Consider the following 14985-nt stretch of genomic DNA (forward strand, 5'->3'; position numbering starts at 1 on the left):
TTTTATTTGAACTGCAGCTTTTTGCGTTCTGGCTTCAGGTTTTGACCAAAAGCGGCAAGCGTCCTAAGATGGCCTTTATTTCGTGAAGAACCGGACCCACTATGAAAATTGCGTTAATTATCCTCGTTATTGCCTGTATCGCTTTTTACTTCTACAACAGCAGCCACAACCAAAAAGCCGCCGCGCTGAACCAGGAAAAAGGCAGTGCCTTTTTAGCGGAAAACGCGAAAAAAGACGGCGTCAAAACCACAGCTTCAGGCCTGCAGTATGAAGTGTTGCACAGTGGCAGCGGCGACAGCCATCCAACCGCCAGCAGCACAGTGCGGGTGCATTACCACGGCACCTTGATCGACGGCACCGTATTCGACTCCTCGGTCGAGCGTGGCGAAACCATTTCTTTCCCACTGAACCGCGTGATTCCGGGCTGGACCGAAGGGGTGCAGTTAATGAAAACGGGCGATAAATTCCGTTTTTATATTCCGTCCAATCTGGGCTACGGCAACCGCAGCGCAGGCAAAATCCCGCCTGGCTCCACGCTGATTTTTGATGTGGAGTTATTTGAGATCCAATAACTCAGTGGGGCGGGCCTGAAACCCGCTTCTCTCAAGGCCGCAGCTGCGGCGCCAGAAGAGTTCTGTTTCAGTTGTGGCCTGTGCAATTTGGCTCCACCCCAATCAGCGTAAAAAAACCTTCATAAAATTTTCTGTCCATAAATCCCTGCTGGTTGCTCTTTAGGGGGACTGCCGCGCATTTACGCCTGGCAGATTGACTTAATCAGCTTAACTAACCAGGAAGAATGGATTAATGATGAAGACGAATCTTCGCAAGAGTCATCTGGCTCTGGCCGTGCTGGCTGCACTGCCGGCTTTTTACAGCGCTGCCGTTCTGGCGCAAGCTGCTGCAGACACCACAGCCGCAGAAACAGAAGTGATTGAAGTGAAAGGCTTTCGCAGCTCTATTATCAAAGCCAAAGACTTAAAGCGTGAAGCGATGATCGCGCAGGATTCGATAGTGGCGGAAGATATTGCCGACTTTCCTGATCTGAACCTGGCCGACTCACTGCAACGTGTGCCCGGTGTCACTATTACCCGTGAAGGCGGTGAAGGCCGGCAGATTTCTCTGCGTGGTTTAGGCCCTGATTTTACCCGGGTGCAGGTCAATGGCATGGAAGCGTTAGGCACTTCGTCTTCGCCAATGGATGCGCGCGGTGGGGTGTCCCGTACCCGTGCTTTTGACTTTAATATTTTTGCCTCTGAGCTGTTTAACCAGATTGATGTGAAAAAATCCTTTTCTGCCGATCAGGAAGAAGGGGGCATTGCCGGTACTGTCAATTTACGTACGGCCAAACCTTTTGATTACGATGGTGCTCAGGCAGCAGTCTCTGCTCAACTTGGTACTAATACCAATACCGACAGCACAGACCCTCGTATCGCGGCTTTGATATCCAATACCTGGTCAGATGTTGGCGCGTTAGTGTCAGTGGCCTACAGCGACAGAGCCACCAACGAATACGGCACCAACACCACCCGCTGGCGCCGTGAAACCGGCAAAAAAGCGGCCGATGCCAGCAATACTGAATTGCAGGCGCTGCTGAATTCGGGCGAGTTATGGTTTCCGCGTGGTCACCGTTATTCGGTGTGGGAAAACGATCAAAACCGTTTAGGGGTGACGGCGGCGTTGCAGTACAAACCCAGCACAGACTTCAGCCTGGTGCTGGATTTGATGCACGGCAAACTGGAAAACCAGCTGTCTGAGCATCATATGGCAGTCAAAGATAACTCCACTGTGAACAGCCTGGTCTGGCGCGACAACAACGGCAGCAAAGAAGTGGTGTATGCCGACTATAAAAATGCCACCTGGCGCAATGAGCACCGGCAGGATTACAACGAGTCGGTGTTTAATCAAATCAGCTTAACGGCCGACTGGACCCTGAGCGACAATTTGAAAATGAGTGCGATGGTCGGTCACAGTTCTTCCGACTACGAGCAGCCGCGTGTGAACAAACTGAATATTGAAGCCAGTAAAAAAGTGAACATTATTACTGACTTTACTCAGGATGCCTTCTACGGCCACAGCTATTCGCCCAGTTTTGATGTGGCCGCTCTGGAGGGTTACACGGTCAAAGATTTGTACTTTCAGTCGAACTTTATTTACTCCGACTTTGACAACGCCAAACTGGATTTTGACTACGGTTTAACCGACAGCTCCAGCCTGAAATTTGGTGCCAACTATAAAAAGTTCACCAACTCTGGTTTTGAGCGGGTGGCGCAGGATTTCCCCACCAATAAAGCCACTCCACTCAATCAGGGTGTAAAAACCTTAACCGCAGAGCAGGTGCAGCTGTTTAACGGCCATCCTGATGTCAGCTGGCTGGAAGGTGATATGGCCGCCTTGCAGGCCTTTTATGGCCTGACCGATTTTGCCTTAACTGAGGCCTACACAGTGGAAAGTTCGGCTTATGATTTAGCCGAAGAAACTCAGGCGGCTTATCTGGTGTACGACACTGAATACGATGTGGCCGGTATGCCGCTGCGTGCCAATATAGGCGTGCGTTACTTCACCACAGAGCTGACTTCAAAAGGCTTGTCCAAAGGCATTCCAACCGAAATGGTGCGCGATTATTCAGACTATTTGCCAAGCCTGAATATTGCTTACGAGTTCGCGGAAGATGTGATTTGGCGTACTGGCCTGAGTAAAAACATGACCCGTCCTTCCTTAGGCGCTATGGCGTTTTCGGCCAATGTCAGCCAAACCTCCTTGGGCGAAAATGACATAGGCCAGATTTCCGTGGGGAACCCGCACCTGCAACCTTTTGAGTCGGACAACCTGGATACGGCGTTGGAATGGTATTTTGAAGACGTAGGTCTGTTGTCGGCGGCCTTGTTTTACAAAGACATTGATAACTTTATCGTGACTGAAACCCAGCAGATTGTGTACAGCGAACTGGGCTTGCCGGCTGAGTTATTACCAAAAGGCAAAACGGTCAACGACATTTTTAATGTGTCGTCGCCACAAAACTCCGATTCGTCCACCATCAAAGGTTTTGAACTGGCGATGCAGCGTGATCTGGATTTCCTGCCAGCGCCTTTTAATCACTTAGGTGTCATTGCCAACTACACCTGGGCAGACGGTAAGACTTTGTATCGGAACGTGGAGAACTCAGGCGAAGATCAAATCAAAGCCTTTCCGGGTTTATCCAAACAAAGCTACAACTTCACGCTGTATTACGAAACTGAACAGTGGGGCGCCCGCGTGGCAGCTACTTACCGCAGCGACTACATTACGGCGGTGGAAAGTGGCTCGATTGACGACGATGAGCGGGGCTACCATGCCAGCACAAACCTGGATTTCTCCGCCTTTTATCGCTTAAGTGACAGCATTAAACTGAACCTGGAAGCGATCAACCTGACCAATGTGCGGGATGAGTTGTACAGTGACTCCAGCGACCGAGCCTATAACACCACCTTTAGTGGCAGGACTTATATGGCTGGGGTAACAGTACAGTTCTAACGGTCGCCTTCGTACTTGAAGCTGCAGCTTTGTTGACTGCGCTCTTTCGCCCCAGTCACATAGGTTGACTATGCTCCTGGGGTCTCAAGTGCTTGCCGCCTTGCTGCACCATCAATTACTTTGGCGACGCCTTGGTACTTGAAGCTGCAGCTTTGTTGACTGCGCACTCTCGCCCCAGTCACATAGGTTGACTATGCTCCTGGGGCCTCAAGTGCTTGTCGCCTTGCTGCACCATCAATTACTTTGGCGACGCCTCGTACTTGAAGCTGCAGCTTTGGCTTACATTCGAGACGGGCGGGGCAAGCCCCGCCCCTACGGCTGGTCTTGCTGCGGTTTTGTTTTTAATTCGAAACGGGCGGGGCAAGCCCCGCCCCTACGGCTGGCCTTGCTGCGGTTTTGTTTTTAATTCGAAACGGGCGGGGTAAACCCCGCCTCTACGGTGGCCTTTCTTAGATGTAAGGTGTAGTGAGTGACAACTTTGGTAGTGAATAAAAAGCAGATTGGTCTGGCTGGTATCGCGACTTTGCTGATGGCGTCCTGCCAACAGGTTCAGCCGGTAGCTAAGACTGAACAAGGCAAAAGCTGGCTGGCCGGTGACCACCATGTGCATACCCATTACAGCGTGAAATGGGATAACTCGGTGTTTCCGCCTGCGCCTGTTTTAGGTGGCGATGCGAAATATTCGATTCCACTGAATGCCCAAATGGCTTCGCACTATGGCTTAAGCTGGATGGTGGTGACAGACCACGGCGGTCCAAACCGTGCCAAACTGGCACTGGAACAGGCGTACCCTGAGCTGGTGGCTTCCCGTAAGGCGTTACCGCAGATTTTACAGTTTTACGGTATGGAGTTTGATGTGCCGGGCCATAGCCCAGGTGGTCGCCATGCCAGTTTGATTATGCCGCACAGACCCAGCGAAGCAGAGCAGCTGTACCAAATCGAAAGCCGCTACAATGGCCGTCAGGGTGTACCACCAGGGCCGGAAAAAGCTGAAGATGCCTTTATGCTGCAAGCCTTAAAAGCCATGAATGAGTTGCCGGATAAACCACTGCTTTTGGTGAATCATCCGGCGCGTTTAGCCAGTGGTTTTCGGCAGTACAATAAAGTGACCCCAGCGCAACTGCGCGACTGGCAGGACAAGGCACCTGATGTGGTCATAGGCATGACAGGCGCTGAAGGTCATCAGGCGGCGACGTTAAATCCCGACGGCAGTGCAGACCTGAATGCGATTCGGGGTGAGTACCCGGATTATCCGACTATGGGCGGCTATGACCAGATGACAGCCCGTTTAGGTGGGGTCTGGGATAGTTTACTCAGCGAAGGCCGGCACTGGTGGGTGACAGGTGTGTCCGACAGTCATGGCCATTACACAGACGGCTGGGCTGACTTCTGGCCTGGCCAATACGCCAAAACCTATGTGTACGCCGATAAAAACTACGACAGTATTTTTGCGGCACTCAAAGCCGGGCAAGTGTTTGTCACGACCGGCGACTTAATCGATGCGCTTTTTGTTGACGTGGCAGTAAAAGGCTCAGCCAGAACCGCCTCAGCGGGTCAGACACTTACAGTCACACCTGATGATGAGCTGGTGCTGCGCGTGCGTTTTCGTGACCCCAACCGCAACAACGGCGGCGGTTTTAACCCGGAAGTACAAAGAGTGGATGTGATTCAGGGGGAGATCGCAGGCCCGGCCGCAGAGCGCAACAGCGACGAAGCGTCGCAGACCAAAGTTGCCAGGCGTTTTTACCCGGCCGACTGGCGCATTCAGGACGGTTACAGCCAGTTTGAATTGCCGCTGGGTAAAGTTAACACCAGCCAGTATGTGCGTTTGCGTGGCACCAACAACAAAAAGGAACTGGAACCGGAAGCCGATGCCAAAGGCGAAAACCCCTGGTCTGATTTATGGTTTTACAGCAACCCGGTATTTATTCACGTGACGGCTGCCAAAAATTAGCGGCTGCTTGTCAGGCTGCTGAATATGCCAAAAGAGCCGGCGGGTAGCCGGCTCTTGTCCGTAAAGGCAGAATCAGCCTTTGACGACGGTCAGGTTATCCACTACATCTGTCACGTCTTTGGTGTTTTTCGCCTTGGCCACCGCCAGGTCGCGTTCCGCTTCAGATTTCACTTCACCGCTCAGCGTCACCACGCTGTTTTTCACATCGACATCAATGGTGGTGCCGCTGGTTTCGGCTTCAAACAGCAGGCTGGTTTTCACCACTGTGGCAATTTTGGCGTCTGTTAACGCACTGCCCGTCGTTTGATTCTGCTGGTTTTTCGGCTGGCCAGGCTTAACCGCCAGCAGATTTTCCACTTCGGTCACACCATCCAGACCTTCAATCAGTTCAGCTGCCAGGGCTTTGTCGACCGCATTTTCTACTTCACCTGTTAAGGTCACTTTGCCGTCCTTCACGTCTGTATTGATGGTAAAGGAGTTCAGGTTGCCGTTCAGCAATAAAGTGGTTTCCGCTTTACCATCAATCCAGGCGTCTTTGGCTTTATCTTCCCAGGTATTGGCAGCCAAAGCAGACGCTGAAACCAAAGCCAGGCTCATCAGAGTTAATTGAGTGGTTTTCATCATGTCGCTCCTTTGTAGTGAGACCCTGTCGCTAGTGCCAGAACAATGCCAATATTTAAGTTGTTGAATTTTAATGATTTAATTGGCTGATTTGTTTTCTGTTAATTTTTTGTCTGTAAATTTTCCCTGTGCTGCAGGTAAAAGTTTCAGTGATGCAGACGCAACGCCAACTGGTCAGCGGCCATTTGCAGGCTGGCGGTAAAATGCAGCAGCACGGTATGACAAGGGCCCAGCTGCTGGCTTCGTAACAGCTTTTTTTGCCACTGCAACTGCTTGTTCAGTTGTAGCCTCAGTTGTGCCAGTGCTGCCGGACTATTGATTTCCTGCTCTGTAGCCAGATAAAACTGCCGCAGTGCCACAATCCGGCTGTCCTGGGGGGCGGCAGCCTCTGGTGCCGCAGGCAGCAACAACACCGTATGCTGATGTAACTGCTGCAGCAGGGTGAGCTGGCGGCGCAGGTTGCTGCTTTGGTTGTGTCTGGCCTGATGCCGGAAATAATGTTCGGCTGCATTCAGCAGCTGCTGTAAAGCGGGCAAGTGGTGGGGACGTTCAGCCGGGCTGGTGTAGGTTAATTGAGACTGCATCTCGACACTCCTGTTACCTGAGGATCAGCAGTTCATTATCAATTCATGTACCAGAATGTAATCTAATGATTTAGTTGTACTTTTACGCCTGGCTCCGGTTCTAAGCCGTTGTTTTACCGGTAAGTCTTACCGGGCACCCTGTTAAATTTACAGCCAGCACCGCTGGCTGGAACCAAACAAAGAGGTGTTGCAATGAACCAGGCCCGTTTGTTTTTGCATCTGCATAATGCGGAGTTACAGCAGCAATTGTTGTGCTCTGAGCGAGCCCGTGCTTTTGTGCTCTGTCAAAGTGACAAGAGCCTGCCTTGGGTTGATCAGCTGCAGGCCAGCGCCTGTGATCTGGCGCTGATTGAATACCATCAGTCGGAAGCCGGGCAATACCGGTTGTTGCCCCAAAGCGGGCTACTCAGCAGCACAGAGTTTATTTTTATCAGCCAGGGGGCTCCAGACCCGGCACTGGACCAACTGATGCGCAAAGGCGCCTGTTACCATCTTCGTCACCCTCTGGATTTACCCGTATTGCTGGATCTGCTGCAGGACTTTAAACAACAGTTCAGCACTGCAGCGGTGAAACGAAAGCCGTTGTGCAGCGAACTGGATCAATTCGGTTTGTTGGTGGGCTCGTCGGCGGTGATGCTGCAGCTGTACCGCACCTTGCGTAAAGTGGCGCAAAGCCAAAGTAACGTGCTGATTATTGGTGAAAGTGGGGCTGGCAAAGAGCTGGTGGCCAATACCTTGCATCTGGCCAGCCGCAGGGCGGATCAGCCCTTTGTGGCGATTAACTGCGGTGCGCTGAGCCCCGAACTGGTCGACAGTGAGTTATTTGGTCATGTCAAAGGCGCCTTCACTGGGGCCTTGCGGGATCATCAGGGGGTTTTCGCCCAAGCCCAAAATGGCACCTTGTTTCTTGATGAAGTGACGGAAATGCCGCTGGAACAGCAGGTGAAACTGCTGCGGGTGCTGGAGACCGGCGAATACCGGCCTGTTGGCAGCAGCCAAGCCGGGCCGGCCCAGGTGCGGGTGGTGGCGGCGACCAACAGAGATCCACAACAGGCTATTGCCGATGGCCTGCTCAGGGAAGATTTGTATTTCCGATTGGCGCAATTTCCGTTGCATGTGCCGCCACTCAGGCAGCGCCAGGGTGATATTACTGGCCTGGCCAGGCATTTTCTGGCCTATTGCAATAGCAGAGAGCAGCAACAGAAACGGCTGTCAGCCGCCGCTGAGCAGGCTATTTTACAACACGACTGGCCGGGCAATGTACGGGAGCTGAAACATGCGATTGAGCGTGCTTTTATTCTGGCCGACAACGAGCTGGATACTGAGCACCTGTTTCCGGCTGCAGTTTCTGTGGCCAGCGCGCCCGGCGTGCCGGTAATGCCGCTGGAGCAACTGGAAAAAGCCGCCATTCTGGCGGCGCTGGAGCGCAATTTGGGCAATAAAACCGACACCGCAGAACAACTGGGGATCAGCATTAAAACCTTGTACAACAAACTGGAAAAGTACCAGCAGGCCAGTTAACTGCAAACAAAAGGGCAGCCTGAGCTGCCCTTGGTGTAACCAGCCACTTATCAGCAATTTTTATCTTTGCTGTCGGCTTTCTCTTTCAGGTCTTCACAGGCTTCTTCCAGCTTCTGTGCTGCCGCTTCCACTGTTTCTTCCGCTTTGTCGCCAGCGTCTTCGGCTTTTTCCACCAGGTCATCTTTCAGCTCAGCGGCGGCATCACTGGCCTGTTCCGCTTTTTCTGTCAGGTCTGCTTTGAGCTCTGCGGCCTTGTCTTCAGCCTGCTCGGCTTTTTCTGCCAGTTGCGTTTTCAGTTCTTCTGCTTTTTCTTCGGCTTGTTTGGCACTGTCATCACTGCAGGCTGCAACCAAGGTGGCCAATGTAGCGGCTAATACGAATGGCAAGTGCTTCTTTGCTTTCATCATCTTCTGGTCCTCTTCGTTTTGGCCCGGGCCTCTGCGCCCGGTGTTAAAGTTTTGGTGTTTTTCCCCGCAGTGCACCGCTGAGCACTGAAATCAGCAGCAGCACTACAAATATGACAAAGATCAGCTTGGCAATCCAGGCGGCTGTACCGGCGATGCCGCCGAACCCCAGCACTCCTGCAATAATGGCCACAATCAAAAAAGTGAAAGCCCAGCCTAACATACCTGCTCCTTCGTGCCTTGGCACAACCAATGAGACTCCACTCACTAAGCGAAACCTGTGCCAGGTTAAAAAATGAGCTTTAACGCGCTGATCTATAAGCAATTATCTATAGTCAGGCTGAATGCTGACTGAAGCACCGCTGTCGCAAAAACAGTAAAATTTACCTGCCAGATGTAAGTCTTTCATACCCTGGGGTAGACTGACGCCATTTTGGTATCGGTCTGAACAGTTATGAAAAAACTCTCTGCAGTACAGCAAAAACAACAAGCGGCCGTGATGGCGGCGGTGACCAGTCTGGAGCAACAGGCGCTGACGGAATTAGCCGGCCTGGTGCAATGCTGGTTCAGTCTGGAATATGAAGCTTTCCCCGGCTCTTTATTGGTTCGTTTACAGTTCAGTGATGATGCGGCTTTGGAACAGGCGCAACCACAGTTATTGGCATGGCAGAAAAAATTCAGCGGCCTGATGCTGAAAAAAGGCGTAGTGCTGAAAGAGATGCGTAAGCACCTGGTGATGACCACGCTGGGACCGGACGATTAAAGTGTTGGGGTCAGAGTCATGCTCTGACCCCAACAGGAAATTACAGCTCAGTCACCTGATACACAGTGACAGAACCGGACACTTCGTTGCCAATAATCAGCAGCGGGTTGCCATTCGGGCTGTTGCTGGCAGAGACAAACTTGACACTTTCCGGGCCTAAATCGCCGCTTTGTGGCACTTCTGTACAATCCATGCCTTCGGCCGTATCGCACGGGTTGGCCAGTTCATCGTCCATTTCAAACTCAGTGTCAAAGTCACGGTTCACATAATGAGTGACAAAGCTGGTTTTGAAGGGGTTGGTCACGTCGTACACAAAGAGATCGCTGGTGCGCTCCTGAGCCACAAAGGCGTAAGTGCGGCCATTGATGGTGCCGACATCCACAGCTTCCGGCTCACCGCCTTTGTCGTCAGAGCGGTTGTCGCCACTGTTTTCGGTGTGTGCATTGTTAAAGTCATTGCCCAGTACAGCAGCGCCAATACGTTCAAAATCAGCGCCTGAATCAAACACCAGGTTGCCTTTCTGATCCCAGATTGAGAAGGAGCGGGCACCGTAGGCGTACAACTTGTCGACTACACCGTCGTTATCCGGGTCGACCAGGGCAGCTGTCACTTTCAGGCGGCCTAAACCATTTTTGCCGCCGGTTTCGTCGTACAGCGCCTGCAACGCCGGGGTGAAGCTTTTGTTCAGTTTACTGGTGCTGATCACGTCTGCCACCCGGATATCTTCTGAGTAGGCTTCCCAATCCCGCGAATCGCCTTCGTTGGCGGACACTACAAAAGTTGCGCCTTGCCACTGGTAAGACGCCAGCGTATCCGGCTGGTACATGCCATACACGCCCGGCAGAGTGCGCATGGCCGGTTGTTTGTCTTCGTTGGTGTAGTCGATTGGCGTGGTACCCCAGTCTTTAAAGCCCAGCGCTTTGACTTCAATAGTGCCTTTTTCCAGGTCAATCAGGCCTATGGCGTTGGCTTCCTGAATGGAGACCCAGGCGGTTTTGCCGTCGGCAGACACCGTGATGTACTCAGGTTCTAAATCCTGCGCCACAGTGGTGCCGGCAGGGCCAGCAAATTTCACCCCGGCTTTGCTCAGCAGTGCACGGCGCTCGGCGTCTGTGTCGTAGTCGGCTGCTTTGAGCAGGCCAGAGCTGAACACCATATTGCTGGTCAGATTGATGCTGCTGGCGCGATCCGCCGGCACCCCATTGCTGAGGGCAATCACCGAAATACTGCCTTCCGGGTCTGCCAGGTAATCGGTGTCGGGTTCGCCTTCATTGGCGACCACCACTTTGCTGCCATCCGGCGTAAAGGTCAGCATATCTGGCAGAGCACCTGCTTCCACCGCTTTGACAAAAGTACCGGCACCTGTGGCACTTAAGCTGTAAAACAACACAGCGCCGTTGTCGGTTTTATTCGGTGCGGCTACGGCAATAGCCAGCAAGTCGTTATGAATGGCAATGGAGTTGGCGCCGCCTAAGGCCAGGGTCTTATCATTGCCCAGGCTGTCTTTTACTGTGACTGAGGTTGGGAAGGTAAAAGGCACAGAAGTTAAGCTGTTATCGGTAATACCATTGCCTACACCCGCTGTCGGCAGGTTGGTCAGCTGAATGACTTCAATTTTATTTTCCGCCGCGTTAACGGCAAACACTGAAGCGGAGCTTTTATGGAACTGCACAATTTCTGCGGCCGCACGGCCATAAATCCCAGTGTTAAAACGGCCAACCACTTCCAGGCTTAAATCCCGTGGCGAATCTTTGCCATCCTGACCATTGGAACCGTCGGCACCATCGGCGCCATCCGCACCGTCCTGGCCGTTGCTGCCTGCAGGGCCTGTAGCGCCTGTGGCGCCATCATCACCTTCCAGCACACAACCGCTTAATGCAGCCAGCAGGGAAATAGTCATCAAGGTACGTTTTAACATCGTGAGTCAGCTCCTGAAGTAATTGAAATTCATTGTAAAACTTCAGGGTATGGCGTATTTGTGTCGAAAAAATGGCAACTTGATGACAACTTGGTGACCTGTTCTTCTGTGCGCAGTGCTATGGCGGCGTATGGATTTGAGGTAGCATAACGCCCATTTTGTGTCAGAAAAATTCGCCGTTATGTCGCTTGAGTTTGAGTTTCCGCTGTCGCAGGAACAGTTGCAGTTATGGTTTCACCCAGCCACTTTTCATAAGGCCCGTGCTTATTTTCTGGCCGGCAAAGTGGTGCAACTGGACTACGAGCCGGATTTTTCGCAAATCCGTGCCCAGGTCTGGGGGGATGGTTTCAGCCCCTTTAAGCAACTGCTGGTATTGAGCCAGGATGACGCCGGTCAGTGGCAATTGACCGATTCCTGCACCTGCCCGGAAGGGCCCCGTTGCAAACATGTGCTGGCCGCTTTATTGAAATTACGCCATCAACTGGAACAACAGGCACAAAAAAGTCAGCAGCAACCGTTGAAGCTGCTGAACCAGTGGTTTCATGACGCCCGGCAGCAACAGCAAGCCGAAGAGCACAGCGACGATTTGGTGTTGTACGAGTTAAGGCCTGCTCCTGTGGGCCTGCAACTGGCGCCCAAGCGGGTGAAACAGTCCGCCAATGGCAATTACAGCAAAGGCAAAATTATCAGCCCGGGCGAATTATTAGGGCAGGCGAGGCCAGCCTGGATGCCGGAAGCGGACTATAGGTTATTGCAGCAGTTTTTTGCCTTTGACGCCAAGCGCCATGCGGTGCTGGAAGATGAATGGGGGTATCAGGTGTTGCAGCAGGTGCTGGCAACAGGCCGGGCTGTGCTGGATGAAGAGCGGCGTGAACTGCAGTGGCGTGAGCCGAAAGAGCTGCAGTTACGCTGGCTGAAAACCAAAGTGGGTTGGCAATTGTTGCAGCAGCCGCACGCCGATGGCGAGCTGGAACTGGTATTTACCGAGCCGCCCTGTTATCTGGATGCGTTAAATAATGAGCTTGGCCATTTGCAGTCGCCTTTGTCTGGCCGTGAACTGAAGCTGTTGATGCGTTTACCTCCCGTGCCTGCTGCCGTGCTGGAAGACAGCCTGAAACAACTGCAGCAGCTGTTTCCGGCCATGCCACTGCCGGTACCGGATGCCAGTGCCATTCAGAAACTGGAGCCCAAAGCGCAGCCTGTGCTGCAGTTGCAATTACAGACTCAGCGGCAAAAACCAGCGCAGGCTGTCGCGAAGCTGCTGATGCAATACGGCGATTTCCGTTTGCCGCTGGCGCTGCAGCAAGCGCAGACCCAGTTGCAACAAGGCGACACCACCTTGTTTATCCGTCGCGACCGCACGCTGGAAACCGCGGTGCTGAACCAGCTCACTCAGTACGGTCTGCGCGCCGTGGCGGACAAAGATCAGCCTTTTGCCTGGTTTGATTGTGGTGACGGCCCGGATAACCCTTTGTTGTGGCAGCCGTTACTCAATGCTTTGCCTGAGCTGCGCCAACAAGGCTGGCTGGTGGAGCAGGACCGCGCCTTTAACCAGGCGGTGCTGGACGCCAAACCTTATGTGGAACTGAGTGACAAAGCCAATGGTGGTTTTGGACTGGCGATACAGGTGGATGTGGACGGTCAGCAGCTGCCATTGTTGCCCTTGATCAGCCAGTGGCTGCGCAGTTATGGCTTACCCAATGCGCAGGACACCCTGTGGCTCAGCCTGCCGCAAGGCAAAGTGGCCTTGCCATTCAGCCTGATCCAGCCGGTGATCGACACCATAGTGGAACTGTTGAACCTGAAAAAGCCGCCGCTGGAACTGGAATTACCAGCCTACAAAGCCGTCTTATTGCCGGAACCCGGCGCCGAACACATCAATTACCTCAATGCCAGCCGCTTGCAGACTTTGGTCAGTCAGTTGCAGCATTTTCAGGGCATTGAAGAGGTGGCGGTGCCCGCAGGCTTGCTGGCAACACTGCGGCCTTATCAGCAACAGGGCCTGAACTGGCTGGTGTTTTTGCAGCGGTTTGGCCTGGCCGGTGTGCTGGCCGATGATATGGGCCTGGGTAAAACCCTGCAGACCCTGGCATTTTTACTGCACCAGAAACAGCAGGGCCAGTTGCAGCAGCCGGCGCTGATTGTTTGCCCGACCAGCCTGCTTGGCAACTGGCAAAACGAAGCCCGCCGTTTTGCCCCGGAATTAAAGGTGCTGACCTTGTATGGCCCCAAGCGGCAGCAGTATTTTGAACAGCTGGCCGACCACGATCTGATTGTCACCAGCTACCCGTTGCTGGTGCGCGACGCGGCTTTGTATCTGCATCAGGAGTTCAGTGCAGTGGTGCTGGATGAAGCCCAGCATATTAAAAACTCGGCCAGTCAGGCCTCGCAGCTGGTGCGTCAGCTCAAAGCCGGTTTCCGGCTGGCGCTGACTGGCACACCGCTGGAAAACCATCTGGGTGAACTGAAGGCCTTGTTTGATTTTGTGCTGCCGGGGCTGCTTGGCACCGAAGCGCATTTCCAGCAGGTGTACCGCAAGCCGATTGAAAAATCGGCCGATGCCGAACGGGCCGCCGCGCTGCGTGCCCGCATTGCGCCTTTTATTTTGCGCCGCACGAAAAAACAGGTAGCCACTGAGCTGCCGGACAAAATTGAAATTCTGCAACTGCTGGAGCTGGAAAGCGACCAGCGCAATCTGTACGAAAGCATCCGGCTGGTGATGGAAACCAAAGTGCGGGAGCTGTTCGCCCGCAAAGGGGTGGCCGCCAGCCAGATGGAGTACCTGGACGCCTTGCTGAAACTGCGCCAGGCCTGCTGTGACGCCCGGCTGGTGCCTATTGAACAGGCGCAGTCGGTGCAGCACAACGCCAAGCTGGAATGGCTGCGCGACACCTTGCCGGAAATGGTCGACGAAGGCCGGAAAATTCTGATCTTTAGTCAGTTTTCCTCGATGCTCAGCCTGATTGAGCAGGAACTGGTGTACCTGGGCATCAGTTACAGCAAACTGACAGGCCAGACCAAAAAGCGGCAGGAACAGATTGACGCCTTCCAGCTGGGTGAGCACTCAGTGTTTCTGATCAGTTTAAAAGCCGGTGGCACGGGCCTGAACCTGACGGCAGCGGATACCGTGATCCACTACGACCCCTGGTGGAACCCGGCGGCGGAGCAACAGGCCACAGACCGGGCTTATCGCATCGGCCAGGACAAACAGGTGTTTGTGTATAAACTGATCACCGCCCATACAGTGGAAGAAAAAGTGCAGCAATTACAAAGCTACAAGCAAGGGCTGGCTGACCAGCTGTTTGCTTTTGGCCAGCAGCAGGCCTGGCAGGGCAACGCAACCGATCTGTTGGAGCTGTTTGGCAGTTAAATTCATCGGATTATCATTAATTTCATATTGTCACAGTAACAGGTTCAGAAGTATGCTGGGTAAAGCGGCATTCTTGTCGTGATTTGCTGTCAATATGGAGTAAAAGATGTCAAAGCTCGCCCAATTTATTGAAGAACTGGCTACCAATACCGACCTTCAGCAACAATATGTCGCAGACGCTGCAGGCACTATGCAAGCTTACGGTTTGGCTCAAAATGAAATAGACGCAGTGCTGTCAGGCGATAAAGCCCAGGTAGAGCAGTTGACTGGCAAATCGGTCAAGGCTGTTATGTTCTATCACATTCCTTAATGTGTTTTGTATTCGCCAGAACTCTCTTCT

General features: G+C 53.0%; 11 protein-coding genes and 1 pseudogene. 7 read left to right on the forward strand and 5 right to left on the reverse strand.

Annotated features, from left to right (window positions below):
- Positions 1–170: 170 nt before the first annotated feature.
- The 3 genes and pseudogenes from WKJ04_RS05525 to WKJ04_RS05535 all read left to right on the forward strand — a co-directional run.
- Positions 171–572, forward strand: a pseudogene (locus WKJ04_RS05525) (FKBP-type peptidyl-prolyl cis-trans isomerase); the annotation flags it as partial.
- Positions 573–807: 235 nt separating this feature from the next.
- Positions 808–3510, forward strand: coding sequence for a TonB-dependent receptor (locus WKJ04_RS05530; RefSeq protein WP_337879498.1), 2703 nt, complete (start codon positions 808–810; stop codon positions 3508–3510).
- Between the two features lie 469 nt (positions 3511–3979).
- The gene (locus WKJ04_RS05535; protein WP_337879499.1) at positions 3980–5464 is read left to right on the forward strand and encodes a phosphoesterase; all 1485 of its coding nucleotides are present in this window, start codon (positions 3980–3982) and stop codon (positions 5462–5464) included.
- 72 nt (positions 5465–5536) lie between these two features.
- Here the strand turns inward: WKJ04_RS05535 and WKJ04_RS05540 are convergent, their stop codons facing one another.
- Both WKJ04_RS05540 and WKJ04_RS05545 read right to left on the reverse strand, forming a co-directional pair.
- Positions 5537–6085 carry a BON domain-containing protein gene (locus WKJ04_RS05540; RefSeq protein ID WP_337879500.1) on the reverse strand — a complete coding sequence of 183 codons (549 nt, stop codon included), beginning with the start codon at positions 6083–6085 and terminating at the stop codon, positions 5537–5539.
- Positions 6086–6231: 146 nt separating this feature from the next.
- Positions 6232–6669, reverse strand: coding sequence for a hypothetical protein (locus tag WKJ04_RS05545; protein ID WP_337879501.1), 438 nt, complete (start codon positions 6667–6669; stop codon positions 6232–6234).
- A 192-nt stretch (positions 6670–6861) separates the two neighbouring features.
- On the opposite strand from WKJ04_RS05545, the gene WKJ04_RS05550 reads away from it, so the two are divergent.
- On the forward strand, positions 6862–8190 hold the full coding sequence (locus tag WKJ04_RS05550; protein ID WP_337879502.1) for a sigma-54 dependent transcriptional regulator: 1329 nt from the start codon (positions 6862–6864) through the stop codon (positions 8188–8190).
- Between the two features lie 50 nt (positions 8191–8240).
- Here WKJ04_RS05550 and WKJ04_RS05555 read toward each other — a convergent pair whose 3' ends face one another.
- Positions 8241–8597, reverse strand: coding sequence for a hypothetical protein (locus WKJ04_RS05555; protein ID WP_337879503.1), 357 nt, complete (start codon positions 8595–8597; stop codon positions 8241–8243).
- Between the two features lie 43 nt (positions 8598–8640).
- A complete protein-coding gene (locus tag WKJ04_RS05560) occupies positions 8641–8817 on the reverse strand; it encodes a DUF1328 domain-containing protein (protein ID WP_337879504.1) in 177 nt (58 codons plus the stop codon).
- Positions 8818–9048: 231 nt separating this feature from the next.
- On the opposite strand from WKJ04_RS05560, the gene WKJ04_RS05565 reads away from it, so the two are divergent.
- Positions 9049–9357 (forward strand): hypothetical protein, encoded by a 309-nt coding sequence (locus tag WKJ04_RS05565; protein ID WP_337879505.1) that lies wholly within the window; start codon positions 9049–9051, stop codon positions 9355–9357.
- A 40-nt stretch (positions 9358–9397) separates the two neighbouring features.
- Here WKJ04_RS05565 and WKJ04_RS05570 read toward each other — a convergent pair whose 3' ends face one another.
- Positions 9398–11275: a choice-of-anchor I family protein gene (locus WKJ04_RS05570; protein WP_337879506.1), complete on the reverse strand. Its 1878-nt coding sequence runs from the start codon at positions 11273–11275 to the stop codon at positions 9398–9400.
- Between the two features lie 181 nt (positions 11276–11456).
- On the opposite strand from WKJ04_RS05570, the gene WKJ04_RS05575 reads away from it, so the two are divergent.
- Positions 11457–14645, forward strand: a complete 3189-nt coding sequence (locus tag WKJ04_RS05575; protein WP_337879507.1) for a DEAD/DEAH box helicase — start codon at positions 11457–11459, stop codon at positions 14643–14645.
- 106 nt (positions 14646–14751) lie between these two features.
- Entirely contained in the window at positions 14752–14955 is a 204-nt protein-coding gene (locus tag WKJ04_RS05580) for a hypothetical protein (RefSeq protein ID WP_337879508.1), read from the forward strand.
- Positions 14956–14985: the final 30 nt, after the last annotated feature.

The sequence above is a fragment of the Rheinheimera sp. genome (genome assembly GCF_037442345.1).
Taxonomy (GTDB): Bacteria; Pseudomonadota; Gammaproteobacteria; order Enterobacterales; family Alteromonadaceae; genus Pararheinheimera.

Coding starts and splice junctions, on each gene's coding strand:
- WKJ04_RS05530 (WP_337879498.1), top strand. CDS start 808: ATGAAGACGAATCTTCGCAAGAGTCATCTGGCTCTGGCCGTGCTGGCT.
- WKJ04_RS05540 (WP_337879500.1), bottom strand. CDS start 6,085: ATGAAAACCACTCAATTAACTCTGATGAGCCTGGCTTTGGTTTCAGCG.
- WKJ04_RS05545 (WP_337879501.1), bottom strand. CDS start 6,669: ATGCAGTCTCAATTAACCTACACCAGCCCGGCTGAACGTCCCCACCAC.
- WKJ04_RS05550 (WP_337879502.1), top strand. CDS start 6,862: ATGAACCAGGCCCGTTTGTTTTTGCATCTGCATAATGCGGAGTTACAG.
- WKJ04_RS05555 (WP_337879503.1), bottom strand. CDS start 8,597: ATGATGAAAGCAAAGAAGCACTTGCCATTCGTATTAGCCGCTACATTG.
- WKJ04_RS05560 (WP_337879504.1), bottom strand. CDS start 8,817: ATGTTAGGCTGGGCTTTCACTTTTTTGATTGTGGCCATTATTGCAGGA.
- WKJ04_RS05565 (WP_337879505.1), top strand. CDS start 9,049: ATGAAAAAACTCTCTGCAGTACAGCAAAAACAACAAGCGGCCGTGATG.
- WKJ04_RS05570 (WP_337879506.1), bottom strand. CDS start 11,275: ATGTTAAAACGTACCTTGATGACTATTTCCCTGCTGGCTGCATTAAGC.
- WKJ04_RS05575 (WP_337879507.1), top strand. CDS start 11,457: ATGTCGCTTGAGTTTGAGTTTCCGCTGTCGCAGGAACAGTTGCAGTTA.
- WKJ04_RS05580 (WP_337879508.1), top strand. CDS start 14,752: ATGTCAAAGCTCGCCCAATTTATTGAAGAACTGGCTACCAATACCGAC.